The organism is Gilliamella sp. X-23 (assembly GCF_057063545.1).
The window spans coordinates 1-17651 of record NZ_JBXSQG010000013.1 but is presented as its reverse complement, the minus strand read 5'-3'; the positions used below and the strand labels follow the sequence as shown (position 1 = coordinate 17651).

Annotated in this window: 16 protein-coding genes; 12 read left to right on the top strand and 4 right to left on the bottom strand. The window is 37.3% G+C overall.

The features are described 5' to 3' along the window. Positions 1-83 precede the first annotated feature (83 nt). Positions 84-695, bottom strand: coding sequence for a GTP cyclohydrolase II (gene ribA, locus ACYH9I_RS09105; protein WP_483560445.1), 612 nt, complete (start codon positions 693-695; stop codon positions 84-86). 101 nt (positions 696-796) lie between these two features. Between ribA and ACYH9I_RS09100 the strand changes: the two genes are divergently transcribed. The 7 genes from ACYH9I_RS09100 (at position 797) to ACYH9I_RS09070 (ending at position 7961) form a co-directional block, all read left to right on the top strand. Further along, a complete protein-coding gene (locus ACYH9I_RS09100) occupies positions 797-1516 on the top strand; it encodes a phosphatase PAP2 family protein (RefSeq protein WP_483560444.1) in 720 nt (239 codons plus the stop codon). A 164-nt stretch (positions 1517-1680) separates the two neighbouring features. Continuing rightward, on the top strand, positions 1681-1986 hold the full coding sequence (locus tag ACYH9I_RS09095) for a LapA family protein (RefSeq protein WP_483560443.1): 306 nt from the start codon (positions 1681-1683) through the stop codon (positions 1984-1986). Between the two features lie 13 nt (positions 1987-1999). Then, positions 2000-3178, top strand: a complete 1179-nt coding sequence (lapB, locus tag ACYH9I_RS09090; RefSeq protein WP_483560442.1) for a lipopolysaccharide assembly protein LapB — start codon at positions 2000-2002, stop codon at positions 3176-3178. Positions 3179-3191: 13 nt separating this feature from the next. Then, positions 3192-3977, top strand: coding sequence for a YchF/TatD family DNA exonuclease (locus ACYH9I_RS09085; RefSeq protein ID WP_483560441.1), 786 nt, complete (start codon positions 3192-3194; stop codon positions 3975-3977). Continuing rightward, a complete protein-coding gene (locus tag ACYH9I_RS09080; protein ID WP_483560440.1) occupies positions 3967-5079 on the top strand; it encodes a ribosomal protein uL16 3-hydroxylase in 1113 nt (370 codons plus the stop codon). The genes ACYH9I_RS09085 and ACYH9I_RS09080 overlap by 11 nt, the downstream gene beginning before the upstream one ends. A gap of 185 nt (positions 5080-5264) precedes the next feature. Next, on the top strand, positions 5265-6506 hold the full coding sequence (locus ACYH9I_RS09075; protein WP_483560439.1) for an MFS transporter: 1242 nt from the start codon (positions 5265-5267) through the stop codon (positions 6504-6506). A 246-nt stretch (positions 6507-6752) separates the two neighbouring features. Then, on the top strand, positions 6753-7961 hold the full coding sequence (locus ACYH9I_RS09070; protein ID WP_483560438.1) for an aminotransferase-like domain-containing protein: 1209 nt from the start codon (positions 6753-6755) through the stop codon (positions 7959-7961). Positions 7962-8038: 77 nt separating this feature from the next. Here the strand turns inward: ACYH9I_RS09070 and ACYH9I_RS09065 are convergent, their stop codons facing one another. From ACYH9I_RS09065 to ACYH9I_RS09055, 3 genes are all read right to left on the bottom strand, one after another. Then, on the bottom strand, positions 8039-8668 hold the full coding sequence (locus ACYH9I_RS09065; protein ID WP_483560437.1) for a hypothetical protein: 630 nt from the start codon (positions 8666-8668) through the stop codon (positions 8039-8041). 143 nt (positions 8669-8811) lie between these two features. Beyond that, complete coding sequence (locus ACYH9I_RS09060) at positions 8812-9699, bottom strand: SDR family oxidoreductase (protein WP_483560436.1); 888 nt, start codon at positions 9697-9699, stop codon at positions 8812-8814. Positions 9700-10068: 369 nt separating this feature from the next. Further along, the gene (locus ACYH9I_RS09055; protein ID WP_483560435.1) at positions 10069-10512 is read right to left on the bottom strand and encodes a hypothetical protein; all 444 of its coding nucleotides are present in this window, start codon (positions 10510-10512) and stop codon (positions 10069-10071) included. Between the two features lie 447 nt (positions 10513-10959). Between ACYH9I_RS09055 and ilvG the strand changes: the two genes are divergently transcribed. The 5 genes from ilvG to ilvA all read left to right on the top strand — a co-directional run bounded on the left by ilvG (position 10960) and on the right by ilvA (position 17417). Beyond that, on the top strand, positions 10960-12636 hold the full coding sequence (ilvG, locus tag ACYH9I_RS09050; protein WP_483560434.1) for an acetolactate synthase 2 catalytic subunit: 1677 nt from the start codon (positions 10960-10962) through the stop codon (positions 12634-12636). A gap of 3 nt (positions 12637-12639) precedes the next feature. Then, positions 12640-12870 carry an acetolactate synthase 2 small subunit gene (gene ilvM, locus ACYH9I_RS09045; RefSeq protein WP_483560433.1) on the top strand — a complete coding sequence of 77 codons (231 nt, stop codon included), beginning with the start codon at positions 12640-12642 and terminating at the stop codon, positions 12868-12870. A gap of 101 nt (positions 12871-12971) precedes the next feature. Further along, positions 12972-13901 carry a branched-chain amino acid transaminase gene (locus ACYH9I_RS09040; RefSeq protein WP_483560432.1) on the top strand — a complete coding sequence of 310 codons (930 nt, stop codon included), beginning with the start codon at positions 12972-12974 and terminating at the stop codon, positions 13899-13901. A 119-nt stretch (positions 13902-14020) separates the two neighbouring features. Next, positions 14021-15871 carry a dihydroxy-acid dehydratase gene (ilvD, locus tag ACYH9I_RS09035; RefSeq protein WP_483560431.1) on the top strand — a complete coding sequence of 617 codons (1851 nt, stop codon included), beginning with the start codon at positions 14021-14023 and terminating at the stop codon, positions 15869-15871. Between the two features lies 1 nt (position 15872). Then, positions 15873-17417: a threonine ammonia-lyase, biosynthetic gene (gene ilvA, locus ACYH9I_RS09030; RefSeq protein WP_483560430.1), complete on the top strand. Its 1545-nt coding sequence runs from the start codon at positions 15873-15875 to the stop codon at positions 17415-17417. Positions 17418-17651: the final 234 nt, after the last annotated feature.

Below are 17651 nucleotides of genomic sequence, written 5' to 3'. Positions count from 1 at the left end.
CAATATTTTAGATATCTAAGACTCTTAAAATCTCAAAATACAAAATATATTTTGAGATTTTAAGTTGTTATTTACTTAAATAATCAATGATTACAATGACAGTGATGTAAATGAAGTAAATGACCCATTTTATTAGCTTTGGTTTCTAAATAGTGTTCATTATCTGGATTTTCGCCAACTTCCAATGGCTCTCGTTGTGTAATTTTAATGCCAGACTGCTCAAGCACTCTTATTTTTTCTGGGTTATTGGTTAATAAGCGAATTTGTGATACACCCAATAAAGCTAGTATGTCTGCACATAAGGTAAAATCGCGTTCATCCGCTGCAAACCCCAATTGCTCATTAGCTTCAACCGTATCTAAGCCTTGATCTTGCAATGCATAAGCTCTAATTTTATTCAGTAACCCAATATTACGCCCTTCTTGACGATGATAAATTAAAATGCCCTTACCTTCTTTTGCAATTTGTTTTAAGGCTGCTTCTAACTGAAAGCCACAATCACAGCGTAAACTAAAAAGCGCATCACCTGTTAAGCATTCAGAATGAATTCTTGTAAGAACTGATGTATCGCCAGATATATCGCCAAATACCAATGCCACATGATCCTTTTTTGTTGCAATTTCTTCAAATCCAACAATAGTGAAACATCCCCATGGCGTTGGCAGTTTCGCTTGTGCAACGCGTTTTAATTGCATTATTGTCTCCGTTTTAAATAAAACATAGCTAAGATTTTATAAAAATAAATCTATCTTCTATGCTAAAATATTAAGCAATTTGTACTTAATTGAGTTTATAAATGGGGTTAGTAATAAAAAAAACAATAGCCATATTGGCTATTTTCTTAGTTGTGCCTTTAGTTATTATAGCTATAAATTGGCATTGGCAACCAGCGTCATTAAATGACACATCTAAATATTTATTCGTAATAACTGAAACAGCAAGTTTTCCTTGGGCAATAATTACATCGACAATTTTATTCTTAGTATTTTGTCTATTATCACCCAGTAAAACGAAAAAAAAAATTATATTATTATGGTTACTTCTTGTTAGTGCAATATTAAGTGGGCAGACAATTAAAAGTTTTTTAAAATCGCAGACAGCCGAATCAAGACCTTATGTACTTTGGATGGCAAAAGAATTTAATATTAGTAACCAACAATTTTATTCTAAATCGGAATTAGAAAGAAAAGAACTTATTCAGCAGCTATTTAAAAATTCACCCATAATTCCAAGTTGGTTATCTAGCCATTGGCAAAATGAAACTGGATTTGCTTTTCCTTCTGGACATACTTTATTTGCTGTAACTTGGGCATTTTTAGCTTTAACATTACTTAAATTTAAGCAGCATTATGTGATAGTATCAATTACCATTATTTGGTCGATATTAATTGAAATTAGCCGGCTATTATTAGGCATGCACAGCCCGATTGATCTAATAACAAGCATATTAATCGCTTGGATAATTTCATTAATCAGCTATTTTTATGCTAGAAAATGGCATATAGTAGATGAATAATTTTTAAATACTAATTTTGAAAAACTGCCATTAACAATGGACGAATTTGATTTTTGAATGTCATTGATAACTGTTTAACTAATAAAAGTAATTGTTATGAACAGTCTAGTATAATAAATAAAAACGTTTAACTAAAACTAAAAATAAAAAGAAAGGTCAACATTATGAAATTTGTTATATCAATTTTACTGATAATTATCATCTTTGCTATCTCAATAGCAATAGGTTCAGCTAATAATCAAATAGTAACTTTTAATTATTTGGTGGCTAAAACTGAAATCCGTTTATCGGTATTATTAGCCATTTTATTTGGTTCAGGTTTTATTGTTGGTTGGATATTAACAGGCGTGTTCTTTTTAAAATCTAAATTCCAACATTCATCAACAAAACGTAAATTAAACAAATTACAAAAAAAATATGATGAAGGCGTAACCAATCACCAACAAACAAACTTAACTAAAACCAATTAAGAATTAGATTACTATGTTTGAACTGTTATTTCTGCTACTTCCTATTGCCGCCGCATACGGTTGGTATATGGGTGACAGAAATGCAAAACAAAAACATCTAAATGAATCTAACCGACTATCTCGTGAATATGTAGATGGTTTAAATTTCCTATTGTCTAACCAAAAAGACAAAGCTGTTGATCTTTTCTTAGACCTGTTAAAAGAAGACGATGGCACACTTGAGGCACATTTAACATTAGGAAACCTATTTCGCTCTCGAGGCGAACTTGATAGAGCGATACACATTCATCAAGCACTTTTAGAAAGCTCGTCTTTAACATTTGAACAACGATTATTAGCTATTCAACAACTGGGTCGGGATTACATGGTTGCAGGCCTTTACGATCGAGCCGAAGAGATGTTTTTGCAATTAATCGATGAAGAAGACTTTCAACAACATGCATTACAGCAACTTATCATTATATACCAATCAACCAGTGAATGGATAAATGCCATTCACGCGGCAACAAAACTAGTAAAGCTTGGCAATGAAAAATACAAAACTGATATCGCACAATTTTATTGTGAATTAGCATCACAAGCTATTGCTAATGATGATCTTGATAAGGCAAATAGCCTATTACAAAAATCAGCAATGGCAGATAATAAATGTGCTCGTACTTCACTCATGTTGGGGCGAGTTCTTATGGTACAAGATAAAACAGAGCAAGCTATCCAATCTTTTCAACAAATATTGCAACAAGACAAAGCCTTTGTTGGCGAAGCACTACCTTTATTAAAAGAGTGCTATTTAAAACTCAATAACCAACATGAATTTCAGCAATTTTTACAATTATGTGTCGATCAAGATACCGGTAATGTAGCTGAGCTGATGCTTGCTGATCTTATTGAAAAACAAAAAGGTTTAGATTCTGCACAATACTTCATGTATCGTGAATTACTTAAACATCCTAACTTAAAAGGATTTTATCGATTAATGAACTATCATGTTGCCGATGCAGAACAAGGTAAAGCTAAAGAAAGCCTTTTACTTTTAAGAAACATGGTTGGCGAACAAATAAAAACTGTGCCCAATTACCGATGCCAAAAATGTGGGTTCACAGTTAACTCAATCTACTGGTTATGCCCTGCTTGCCGTTCGTGGTCTACAATAAAACCTGTTCGTGATTTTGAACAACATTCAGATAAATAAAAAAGAGATTTTTATGTTTTTAATTGACTCTCACTGCCATTTAGATAGTTTAGACCTTAGTACTAAATCTATCAAAGATGTGTTACAAGAAGCTTCCAACAACGACGTTAAACATTGCCTAAGCGTGGCAACAACGCTGTCGGGCTATGAAACCATGAAACATAAGCTTACACCTTATCAAAACCAATGCTCTTTTTCGTGTGGAATTCACCCACTTAACCTTGATGACGAAATATACGATGCAGAGCGTTTTCAAAAGTTAGCCCAAGAAGATAACGTCGTAGCACTAGGTGAAACAGGTCTTGACTATTATTACCAACAAGACAATTTAGAGCAACAACAAGAGAATTTTAAAGAGCATATTCGATTAGGTCGAAAACTAAGTAAGCCCGTCATTGTCCATACACGTAATGCCAAAGAAGATACCTTAAAAATCTTAAAAAATGAGCATGTTCATTCGGGCGTATTGCACTGTTTTACAGAAGATATCGAAACAGCAAAACAACTATTAGATATCGGTTTTTATATCTCATTTTCAGGAATAATCACCTTTAAAAATGCCGAAGCCCTACGCGAAGTTGCCAAATATGTGCCACTTGATCGTATCTTGGTCGAAACAGACTCACCTTATCTTGCCCCCGTTCCATATCGAGGCAAAGAAAACCAACCCGCTTATGTTCGTGAAGTGGCACAATATTTATCTGCTCTAAAAGGTGTCTCTTTAGAAGAGATAGCGCAAAAGACCACATCTAACTTTTGTCAATTATTCAATCTTCAAGGAAAATTAAATGAATTATAAGTTAGCCATTGATTGGGATGATTTTTTAACAAACTATTGGCAAAAAAAACCGGTAATCCTACGCAAAGCATTTGCGCATTTTATTGATCCCATCACACCCGATGAACTAGCGGGTTTAGCAATGGAAGAAGAAATCGATAGCCGGATTGTTTCTAATAAAGATGGTATTTGGGATGCTAGATTTGGGCCATTTACTCAATATGATAACTTAGGAGAAGATCATTGGAGTTTGCTAGTACAAGCTGTTGATCACTGGCACGAACAAGCTGCCACACTACTTGAGCCTTTTAAATGCATGCCACAATGGCAATTTGATGATCTAATGATTTCTTACGCAACACAAGGTGCTGGCGTTGGACCCCATATCGATAATTATGATGTGTTTATCATTCAAGGCATGGGCAGCAGACGTTGGCAAGTTGGCGATCGCAACCAACATTATAAACAATTTAATGCACACAAAGCATTATTGCATGTTGAAGAATATCAACCCATCATTGATGAAGAAATCACTGCTGGCGACATCTTATACATTCCACTAGGTTGCCCGCATAATGGCACATCCATTGGTGAATCACTCAGTTATTCTGTTGGTTTTATGACACGAACCTCACAAGAGCTATTAAGTAGCTTTGCAGATTATGTCATTGATAATCTGCCAAATGGTATTTATTATCAAGATCCAGATTTAAAACGACCTAAAGATCCATACCAAGTTCAGCCTTATGAACTAACAAAACTACAAGATCAAATCATCGATTTAATCAAAAAACCAGAGTTATTTAACGATTGGTTCGGTAAACACATTACACTACCAATGCACGATTTAAATATTCTGCCAGTTGAACCACCATACGATTATAACGAATTTGAATCGCTACTAAAAAATGGAGCAGAACTAAACCGAGTACAAAGTATTCGAATCCTTAAGGTGGGCGATTGTGGCTACATCCATGGCGAAAAAATTGATCTACCAATGCCCGTCATTGATCTTCTTTGTAAAACTGAAACACTCTCTTACCAACAGTTACAAGATACAAACACGCTTCAAGTCATGCTTGATCTTGTTAACAAAGGCTATTGGTACTTTGCCGAAGAATAACATCACATCTCTGCCGATAATAAAATCGGCAGATAAAACGACTATTTAGAGCTTTAAGCTTGGCTTTTTTTAACTTTTAAGGATATACTTGCCCCGCTTTAATTTACCCGCCGTTTAATCAAAAATTAAACATCATAAAATGGAAATTTTAAGTAACTATCTAATTTTAAAAACTAGAGGTATACATGAAAACCGAAGCAAACGCAGCCCTGCAAGCAGAAAGTGAAAGCAAATGCACAACCCCATATCAAAAAAGAACTCTATTTGCATCCACCGTTGGTTACGCACTAGATGGCATGGATATGATGATTTTAGGTGTGTGTTTTAGTCTAATTTCAGTCAGCTTCAACTTAACAAAAACAGATTTAGGCACTTTAACCTCAGTAACCTTACTTGGCGCCGTATTAGGTGGCATTTTATTTGGTATACTTGCCGATAAATATGGTCGAGTAAGAGTCTTTTCATGGACTATTTTAATATTTTCTCTTTTTACTGGATTATGTGCAATTTCACCTAATTACGAATGCTTTTTAATATTTCGCTTTTTAAGTGGACTTGGACTTGGCGGTGAATTTGGGATAGGAATGACTTTAGTTTCTGAAAGCTGGCCTAAAAATAAACGCTCAAGAGCAACCTCTATTGTTGCATTAGGTTTTCAAGTCGGCATTATTTTAGCTGCATTAACGGTCAACTTTATTGGCGAAATTCATGGTTGGCGCTGGGCTTTTGCGATGGGTGTGCTACCTGCTCTATTTGTTGCATGGACACGTAAAGGTCTAAAAGAACCAGAAATCTGGCAAAATCTAAAAGACCAAAACAAAAACAAAATAGCCGTTGGCAAATTATTTAAAAACCCAAGAACCATAGCAACCACAATAGGATTAACCATCGCTTGTGCAGTACAAAACTTCGGTTTTTATGGACTCATGATTTGGATGCCAAATATGATTGCAACTGAGCTCAAATTGCCATTTAAAAATACCATGTTTTGGACTATTTCAACCACTATAGGTATGTCATTAGGAATTCTAATTTTTGGTTGGTTATGTGATAAGTTTGGTCGTCGCCCTTCTTATATCTTCTTTTTATTCATCTCGGCTGTTTCAATTTGGTTCTATTTTCATCAAACCGATATGTTTATATTAATTATCTTTGGCTCAGTAATTGGCTTTTTTGTCAATGGCATGATGGGCGGATATGGCGCATTACTTGCTGAACATTACCCAACAGATGCTCGTTCAAGTGCTGAAAATATTATTTTTAATGTCGGTCGAGGCATTGCCGGTGCATCACAAGTACTAATTGCTTATTTAGCCACCGTTTACTCAATTAGCTACGCATTAGCTTTACTATCAGCTGCTTATTTATTATCGGCCGCTGCATTTGTCTTTTTAATACCTGAAACAAAAGGCAAAGAACTCGAATAAAATTAGAAACAAACAGGGCAATTGCCCTGTTTCTTTATGCCAGACACATTAACTACCTCAAACACTCTTAAATTGTTTAATTTGTTTTAATGACAAATTAAACACCTGATATTATAGTGAAGATTAAAACGATACTGTGACTATTATATTGTCGATATCCAAACCATTTTAAACAGAAGCATATTGGTCAAGATATAGTGATGAACTAATAAAACTAACTATCAATAAAAATTAAGGTGTGTATTTATGTTGTGGAAACTATCTAACCGAGCTATAGCATTAAAAAGCTCCGCTATTCGTGAGATTTTAAAAATCACCGAACAACCTGATGTAATTTCATTTGCTGGGGGCTTACCTTCGCCAAATACCTTTCCGATCCAAGAAATAAAAGATGCCTTTAACCATATTATTACTGCTGACGAAATGAGTGGCTCTTTGCAATATGGTCCAACTGAAGGGTATGCACCGTTACGCATCTGGTTAGCTGAATATTTATCTCGACGCGATCACACCAACATTAAACCTAATCAAATTTTGATTGTAACAGGTTCTCAACAAGCCTTAGATCTTATCGGTAAAGCATTGATAGACAAAGGAAGCAAAGTCCTAGTTGAAACCCCAACCTATTTAGGTGGATTACAATCTTTTACCCAATATGAACCCGAGTATATTTCGTTAGAAAGTGATGAAAAAGGCATTATTCCAGAAAAACTTAACGACAAAACTGCATCCGATGCCAATTTTATGTATATCATTCCTAACTTTCAAAACCCTACAGGACGTCGTTTATCATTAGAGCGACGACAACAATTAGCGGAAAAGGCAATTCGTAACAACCTCACCTTGGTCGAAGATGATCCTTATGGAGAGTTAGATTATCAAGGTCACCGTTTACCAAGCTTATATAAACTAGCACCAGAAAATACCATCTATTTAGGATCTTTCTCGAAAATTTTAGCACCTGGACTACGCCTTGGATATATCGTAGCCAATGAAAAATTAATCAACAAATTAGTACAACTAAAACAAGCTGCCGATCTACATACACCAAGCCTAACTCAACGTATTGCTTACCATGTGATAAAAGATGGTTTTCTTGATAGCCATATCCCCACTATCCGTGAATTATATAGCCATCGCTGCCAAGCAATGTTAAAGGCATTACAAAAATACATGCCAACCACAGTTGCTTGGAACAAACCCGAAGGCGGCATGTTTATTTGGGTTGAATTGCCTCAAAATATTAATGCAACTGAACTACTCAGCGAAGCCATTGAACATAAAGTCGCTTTTGTACCCGGTGAAACCTTTTTTGCCAATGCTATTCAAACTAATTGTATGCGACTTGCTTTTGTCACCGTACCAGAAGAAAGAATAGAACAAGGCATCAAAATCCTAGCTAAATTAATAACCAACTGGTCAGACATACTAGAAGAAAACCCAACCATAATGTAACTCATACCAATAAAAAAGGGCTCAAATAGAGCCCTTTTATTACCAATAAATTAAACGTTCTTGTCATTAATCAATCATTATTGATTAGCACCACAATCACTTGGTTTTACATCTAACGTCAAGACTTTTTCGTTGTTAATATAGTAACTATGACTAGCACCTTCAGGGAATACTAACCTTTGTGTATTCATATTGGCATTATTACTACAATAAATCCCAAGCAAATTAGTGCGTATATTTTTTTGATTGCTTTCGGTTTGTAACGCATCTTTAGTTATATCTTTTACTGTATATTTATAATCAATAACATTATTACCTTTTGACACATCAACTAAAGTCGTGTTTTGATCAATAACTACAGGCAATTTTGTTTTAATCGCTTTAACCACCAAATCTTGAGCAAAACTATAATTGCCATCTTTTAGCTTGTTCATAATTTCTTCGCTTTCCGATTTTGTTTGTTCATACAAATCTTTGGCTTTATCACTAACGGCAGCGCTTGTTTGCTTAGCTTTATCGCTAAGCTCCGAGGCCACTTGTTTGGCTTTTTCGCTAGCGTCTGATCCCATTTGATTGGTCTTATCGCTAATTCCTGAACCTGTTTGTTCCGCTTTTTGTTTCATATCATTAGTTGTTGATTTTGAATTATCACAATTAACTAAAAAAAGTCCCAACACAGCTAAAGTGATCACTTTAAAAAGTTTCATTTTATTATCCTTTTGGTTTTCTATTTTATATAGGACTACAATGAATCAAGTTATCATAGTCCGTTTATTTAAAATAAATTAATCGAATATAGCACTGTCAGCAAAATGACTTAGTCAAGCCATTTTGCGCTAACAAATATTAATTAGTTAATATGCATACCACCTGTAACACCATAGGTTTCGCCAGTTGTATAGCTTGATTCTTCTGACGCTAAGTGCACATAAACGCCAGCAAGCTCAACCGGTTGTCCAGCTCTTTGTAGTGGAGTTTGTTTACCAAATTCAGGGATAACATCACTTGGCTGACCTCCACAGATTTGTAGTGGTGTCCAAACTGGACCTGGTGCCACACTATTTACACGAATGCCCTTTTGCGCTAATTGCTTAGCTAAGCCTCGAGTAAACGCGATAATAGCTGTTTTAGTTGCAGCATAATCTAATAAATTACCACTAGGTTGATAAGCCTGAACAGACGAAGTTGTAATGATTGTTGAACCCGGTTTTAAATATCCTAAAGCCGCTTTAGTGACCCAAAAAAGTGAAAACACATTCACTTCAAAAGTTTTTTTAATTTGCTCGGTGGTAAGCTCCATAATATCTTCAACTGCAGTTTGCTTACCTGCAACCAATGTCAAATTATCTAATCCGCCTAATTTATGGTGTGCTTCATCAACTAATTTTTTACAAAAAGCCTCATCACTTAGATCACCGGGAATTAAAACGGCTTTACGCCCCGCGGCTTCGATAACTTTAGCAACTTCTTCTGCATCTTTTTGTTCAAAAGGAAGATAATTGATTGCGACATCGGCACCTTCTTTAGCATAAGCAATCGCCGCTGCACGCCCAATTCCGGAATCACCACCAGTCACAAGCATTTTACGCCCTTCTAAGCGACCGTGACCTTCATAACTCTTTTCACCGCAATCAGGAATTGGATTCATTTCGCACTGTAAAGCTGGTGCAACTTGTTTTTGTTTTGGGAACTTGTCATGATGATATTTTGTAAGTGGATTATAGATTTGTTTACGCATAATTTGCTCCTAATTTAATCTATATTTTCATGATACTTCCATATGATTTAAATAAAATCGATTAATACTCACAAATTCCTATGTGTACTTATATCAATATTAAAAATAATTAATAAATTTAATAAATTATATGACTTAAGGTTGGGACTTTTATTTTTAGAACTGAATTCAGCTACCTGGTAACATCCTCCAAATTTTTAAATAAATTAAAAATCAAGACTAAAAATTCATGAAAGGTGACTTTGATTGGGCTTGGTGAAATTGGTGAAATTAGTCATATCAAAGCCATTTATACTGCATAATTTTTTATATGATTTAGTGTAGCAAATTAAAATTAACTAAGCTAGCGATCTCGAATAAAAAAAATGGCTAATCAATCTTGCAATCTGTTGATTTTAATTCGATTATTATAATTTCTTTATTATTAATATCGTAGTGATAGTTAACACCATCAGGAAAATCGTTTTTTAGCTCTTTCATTTCATCACTATTTTTGCAATACGCTTTGAGTAATTTTTGGCGAATAGTATCAATAGTGCTTGGCAATAATAGAGCTTGTTCAGGTGTGTTTTTAACACTATAGGTATAGTTAATCGTATCATGATCTCTTGATATACCTACTAACGTAGTAAGCTCATCAATATCAATTGGTAACGCTTTTTTTATTGGTTCAATCACTGAATTTTGAGCATCATCAAGATCACTATTTTGCGAGTCCGTAGCAGACACATTTTGCGAAGGATTCTTAACATTATCACAACTTACTAAAAATAGATTTAAAAAAACAAAAACACTTAGTTGCAATATTTTCATACTGATATCTCTTTTAGCGTTTTAGATATTTAATATTTCTGAATATTACTTATGTTTACTATTTATATACTAAATCAGTAAAAACACCAAAACAACCCTCAAAACTTGAACTTTTATACTAAAACAAATGTTTTCTTTAAATTTTTCTATATGATATTTATACCGTATAATAAAAACGACAAAAAACTGTTGCACTTTTTTTTAAAACGAGTATTTTGTTAACAATAATTTTTAAAAATAACAAAAAATTTAACCATATAATAACATTATGAAGTTTTCACTCAAAATCGTCCTCATCAACATTATTGTCAGCGTGGTCATTATTCCAACGCGGGGGCGTTTTTGAATTAAAAATATCTTCATACATAAATCAAAAACCCCCGCTCCCAAAAAGCGGGGGTTTTTTTATGAACAATGAATGGGCAAAAAGGAACAAGTGAGGTATCAATGTTAGGAACACAGTGGATAGTAAAAACCTTAAAAGAAAAAGGCGTTACCACCGTTTTTGGATATCCCGGTGGACAAATTATGCCTTTATACGATGCGCTTTATGATGGCGGAATTGAGCATGTACTATGCCGACATGAACAAGGTGCGGCTATGGCGGCTATTGGCTATGCTCGTGCAACCGGAAAAATCGGCGTTTGTATTGCCACATCAGGCCCAGGTGCAACAAATATCATTACAGGGCTTGCCGATGCCTTAATTGATTCAGTACCAATTGTTGCTATAACAGGCCAAGTACCCACTAAACTTATTGGCACTGACGCCTTTCAAGAAGTGGACGTATTAGGATTATCACTAGCCTGCACCAAACACAGCTACTTAATTGACGATGCCAAAGACTTACCCAACACCTTAGAACAGGCATTTAACTTAGCCAATGCAGGAAGACCAGGGCCAATATTGATTGATATACCCAAAGATATACAGCTTGCAAACCTAGACTACCAACACTATTTATCGCCATCCTTATCAAAAACAACTCAAGATAATACCCAATTATATCCAATTCAACCTGATGATATAAACCAAGCCAAACAAATGATCGCCCATGCCCAAAAACCGATACTTTACATTGGAGGTGGTGTTGGGCTTTCTGGCGCAATAACAGAACTAAGGGAGTTCATGGCATTAACACACATTCCAAGTGTATCAACATTAAAAGGGCTTGGCGTGGCTGATCTTAACAACCCCTACTATTTAGGATTAATTGGTATGCATGGTGCCAAAGCGGCTAATTTAGCGGTACAAGAATGCGATTTATTAATCGCCTTAGGAGTACGCTTTGATGACAGAGTAACAGGCAACCTTAACGAGTTTGCACGACATGCAAAAGTGTTACATATCGATATCGACCAAGCTGAAATCAACAAATTACGTCAAACCCATTTAGGATTGCAAGGAGACATAAAACAAGTCTTACCGCTTCTAAACCAAACCGTATCAATAAACGCATGGCATCAAAGAATTAATGAATTAAAAGCATTGCACCCAACCCGTTACGATCACCCTGGCGAGGCTATCTATGCGCCAGCATTATTAAAAAACCTATCGGAACGTAAATCGGCCGATACCATTATCACAACCGATGTTGGACAGCACCAAATGTGGACAGCCCAACATATGAGTTTTACTCACCCACAAAACTTCATTACATCGAGTGGGCTTGGTACTATGGGATTTGGTTTACCTGCCGCTGTTGGAGCGCAAATGGCAAGACCGAATGACTGCGTTATTTGCATATCGGGCGATGGTTCTTTTATGATGAATATTCAAGAATTAACTACCATCAAACGTAAACAACTACCAATAAAAATTGTATTAATTGATAACCAGCGACTAGGCATGGTTCGCCAATGGCAAGAGCTATTTTTTAACGAAAGATACAGCGAAACAGACCTATCTGATAACCCCGATTTTTTAATGTTAGCCAAAGCGTTTGACATACCGGGGCAAAGTATCAGCAAAAAATCACAAATTAATACAGCGCTTGATAACCTGTTTAACTCAACAGGCGCTTACCTGTTACATGTCTGCATAGATGAATTAGAAAACGTATGGCCACTAGTACCGCCCGGCGCTGCCAATGAAAACATGCTAGATAAAAGTGGTAAGGAGTAATCAATGAATGAACAAACGCAATATCAATTGACTATAAAAGCGTATGATAACTTAGGAACGCTAGAACGAATATTACGTGTAATCCGTCATCGGGGTGGGCATATCAAATCAATACAAATGCAAACAATTGAAAACAACGCATTGATAATGACACTAAAATTAACCACCGAAAGAACGTTATCAACATTACAAAATCAAGTCGCAAAATTAGAAGATGTCATCGCGATTGAATAATAAAACTTTAAAAATAACTTATTATTTAATAATAAATTAAGCAAGATACTTAAAAAGCAAAATAGATGCTTATCAAATAAAAAATAAAGAGGAAAATAAAAATGAGTTCTACAGCAAAATCGGATTATATTTGGTTTAATGGCGAAATGGTTCCATGGGCAGATGCCAAAGTACACGTCATGTCACACGCCTTACATTATGGCACATCGGTATTTGAAGGAGTTCGTTGTTATGACACACACAAAGGGCCAGCTATTTTTCGCCACAAAGAACACGCACAACGATTATTAAACTCTGCCAAGATTTATCGTTTTCCTGTACCTTATTCGCTTGAAGAGATCATGGAAGCGACTCGCCAAACCATCAAAAAAAATAATTTAAAAAGTGCTTATATTCGCCCACTAGTCTTTATTGGTGATGTGGGTATGGGCGTTAACCCACCTGAGGGTTATAAAACCGATGTCATGATTGCCGCATTCCCATGGGGTGCTTATCTAGGTGAAGAAGCCTTAGACCAAGGTATTGATGCAATGGTCTCATCATGGCACCGTGTTGCATCCAACACCATTCCTGCAGCCGCTAAAGCCGGTGGTAACTATTTATCATCATTATTAATTGGTTCTGAAGCACGGGCCAATGGTTTCCAAGAAGGTATTGCGTTAGATGTACATGGTCATCTATCTGAAGGTGCTGGCGAAAACCTATTTATCATTAAAGACAGTATCTTATACACGCCAGTTCTTTCATCTTCTGCGCTACCGGGCATCACACGTGATGCAGTATTAACGCTAGCGCGCGACATTGGCATTGAAGTACGTGAACAAACATTGTCTCGGGAATCACTTTATTTAGCTGACGAAGTCTTTATGACAGGCACTGCGGCCGAAATCACACCAGTACGTAGTGTTGACCGCATTCAAATTGGCCTTGGTCGCTGTGGTCCAATCACCAAACAAATTCAACAAACATTCTTTGGTTTATTTAATGGTAAAACCGAAGATAAATACGGTTGGTTAGATCCAATTAAATAAAAAATCATCCCCCACTAACTAGCTTAGTGGGGATTTGTTTTAAACATCGAATTAACTATACCGATTTATTGTCAAAACAAAATTAAATCGTTTGCATAATAAAAACTTGGGAGCAAGAAATGCCTAAATATCGTTCAGCAACCTCGGTCGAAGGTCGAAATATGGCTGGCGCTCGTGCATTATGGCGTGCAACTGGCGTCAAAAATGAAGACTTTGGTAAACCCATCATTGCGGTGGTCAACTCATTTACCCAATTCGTACCTGGACATGTCCATCTAAAAGACATTGGTCAACTTGTCGCCAAACAAATTGAAGCATCAGGTGGTATTGCCAAAGAATTCAACACTATCGCCGTTGATGACGGCATCGCCATGGGGCATGGTGGAATGCTGTACTCATTACCATCACGCGAACTCATTGCAGATTCTGTTGAATATATGGTTAATGCGCATTGTGCTGATGCTATGATCTGCATCTCAAACTGCGACAAAATCACCCCCGGCATGTTAATGGCCTCGTTACGCTTAAATATTCCAACCATCTTTGTTTCTGGTGGCCCAATGGAAGCGGGCAAAACCAAACTTTCCGATCAAATTATTAAATTAGATCTGGTCGATGCCATGATCCAAAGTGCTAACCCCAATGTTAGTGACGAAGATAGCAAAGCGATTGAAGAATCAGCTTGCCCGACTTGCGGATCTTGCTCTGGCATGTTTACCGCCAATTCCATGAACTGCTTAACAGAAGCATTAGGGCTTTCACTACCGGGCAATGGCTCATTAGTTGCTACCCACAAACAACGTGAACAACTCTTTTTACAAGCGGCAAAACGTATTGTTGAAATTACCAAACGCTATTACGAGCATGATGACGAATCTTACCTACCGCGCGCTATCGCAACCAAAGCCGCTTATGAAAACGCCATGTCATTAGATATCGCCATGGGGGGATCAACCAACACCGTTTTACATCTGCTAGCAACAGCTCAAGAAGGCGAAATCGACTTCACCATGTCAGATATCGACAGACTATCACGCAAAGTTCCACACCTATGCAAAGTAGCACCAAGTACTGCCCAATACCATATGGAAGATGTACACCGCGCAGGTGGGGTTGTCTCAATCATGTCTGAATTAGACAAAGCCGGCCTACTCAACCGTAACGTTCACAACGTACTAGGCTTATCATTGCAAGAAACTTTTGCCCAATATGACATCAACCAAACCAACGACGAAGCGGTCAAAAAAATGTATCGCAGTGGTCCTGCCGGAATTCGCACCACCAAAGCGTTCTCACAAGATTGCTATTGGGATTCACTTGACAATGACCGTATAAATGGCTGTATACGTGATAAAGCTCACGCCTATAGCCAAGACGGCGGACTGGCAACGCTCTATGGCAATGTTGCACAAGATGGAGCAATAGTTAAAACCGCAGGGGTCGCTGCTGAAAATTTAATTTTCCAAGGACCAGCCAAAGTATTTGAAAGCCAAGAAGATGCTGTTGATGCCATCTTAGGGGGCAAGGTTGTGGCTGGTGATGTAGTTGTTATTATTTACGAAGGTCCAAAAGGTGGCCCGGGAATGCAAGAGATGCTTTATCCAACAAGCTACTTAAAATCAATGGGGCTTGGCAAAGCCTGCGCACTGATCACCGATGGCAGATTTTCGGGTGGATCCTCAGGCTTATCTATTGGTCATATCTCACCCGAAGCTGCAAATGGTGGTGTAATTGGTCTTGTGCGCGATGGAGATATTATTGATATTGACATTCCAAATCGCAAATTATCGTTAAAAGTCCCAGAAGACGAACTTGAACGCCGTCGCGTAGCCGAACTTGCCCGTGGTGACAAAGCCTTTACCCCTCATAATCGCGATCGCTATGTCTCTTATGCACTAAAAGCTTACGCAAGTCTAGCAACAAGTGCAGATAAAGGTGCTGTTCGTGATAAAAGCAAACTAGGTGGTTAACGTGAAACAACAAAATAACAAGCTCACCGGTGCTGATTACTTAAAGGCAACACTGTGCAGCGCCGTATACGACGTGGCCGAAGTCACTCCACTTGAAAAAATGGAAAAAATCTCAACAAGATTAAACAACCAAATTTTTGTCAAGCGCGAAGACCGCCAACTCGTCCACAGCTTCAAAATCCGTGGAGCACAAGCCATGATAGCCAGCTTAAGTGAAGAAGAACGCAAATGCGGCGTTATTGCCGCATCGGCTGGCAACCATGCGCAAGGAGTGGCTTTTTCGGCTACAAAATTAGGCATCAGTTCTTTAATTGTTATGCCACTAACAACTGCCGATATCAAAGTTGAAGCAGTCAAAAGCTTTGGTGGCGAAGTACTCCTTTATGGCGCCAATTTTGACGAAGCCAAAGCGAAAGCCATGGAACTGGCAAAAGAACAAAAACGTATCTTTATTCCACCGTTTGATCACCCGCTTGTGATTGCAGGGCAAGGCAGTATTGCCATGGAATTATTACAACAAAACGCCAAGCTTGATCGTATTTTTGTACCCGTGGGCGGGGGTGGACTTGCGGCGGGTGTTACGGTATTAATCAAACAAATCATGCCATCAATCAAAGTCATTGCAGTCGAGCCTAAAGACTCCGCTTGCTTAAAAGCCGCATTAGATGCAGGTCATCCTGTTGATTTAGAGCGTGTCGGGCTCTTTGCCGAAGGCGTGGCTGTCAAACGAATTGGCGATGAAACATTCAGACTTTGCCAACAATATATTGATGATATTATTACCGTCGATAGCGACGAAATTTGCGCCGCAGTAAAAGACCTGTTTGACGACGTCCGTGCAATCGCCGAACCATCTGGCGCTGTTGCACTAGCAGGGCTAAAAAAATACGTAGAACAGCACAACATCAGTGGCGAAAACCTTGCTCACATATTATCGGGAGCGAACTTAAATTTCCACAACTTACGCTATGTATCAGAACGTTGCGAACTTGGCGAAAAACGCGAAGCACTCTTAGCCGTCACAATTCCAGAAAAGAAAGGCAGCTTCTTAAAATTCTGCCAACTTCTTGGTGGGCGCTCAGTGACCGAATTTAATTACCGCTATCATGACGAAAAGTCTGCTTACATCTTTGTCGGCATCAAAATAGCACAAAGCAACGAAAAAGACGACATCATGCAAGAGCTTACTGCCGCAGGCTACCCAGTTGTCGATCTAACCGAAGACGAAATGGCAAAACTGCATGTACGCTACATGATTGGCGGCAAACCATGCAAACCACTACAAGAGCAAGTGTACAGCTTTGAATTCCCAGAATCACAAGGCGCTTTGCTTAAATTTTTACAAACATTAGGCACTAATTGGAATATTTCAATGTTCCATTATCGTAGCCATGGCACCGATTATGGTCGAGTGCTTGCCGCGTTTGAAATTAGTGAAAATAGTAATAGTGAATTTGATGAACATTTGACTGAACTGGGTTATGGTTTTCATAATGAAACACAAAATCCATCGCTTCAATTGTTTTTGACAAATCAAGGGAAGTGATATTGTTTTTTTATAAGGTGATTTTTGGTAAAAAACAGCAAGAAAAAACTTTAATAAAATCAATATCTTTCCTGAACGTTTTTTGGGCGGAAAATCGGGCCTTTTTGGGTTGGTGATATGTTGGATAAAGCCATTAATAAACTCAAAAAAGACGATTTTCCTATTTTACATTCCGACCAAGGTTGGCATTATCATATGTGTTATTATCAGCAAAAGCTAAAGGAGAGAAATATC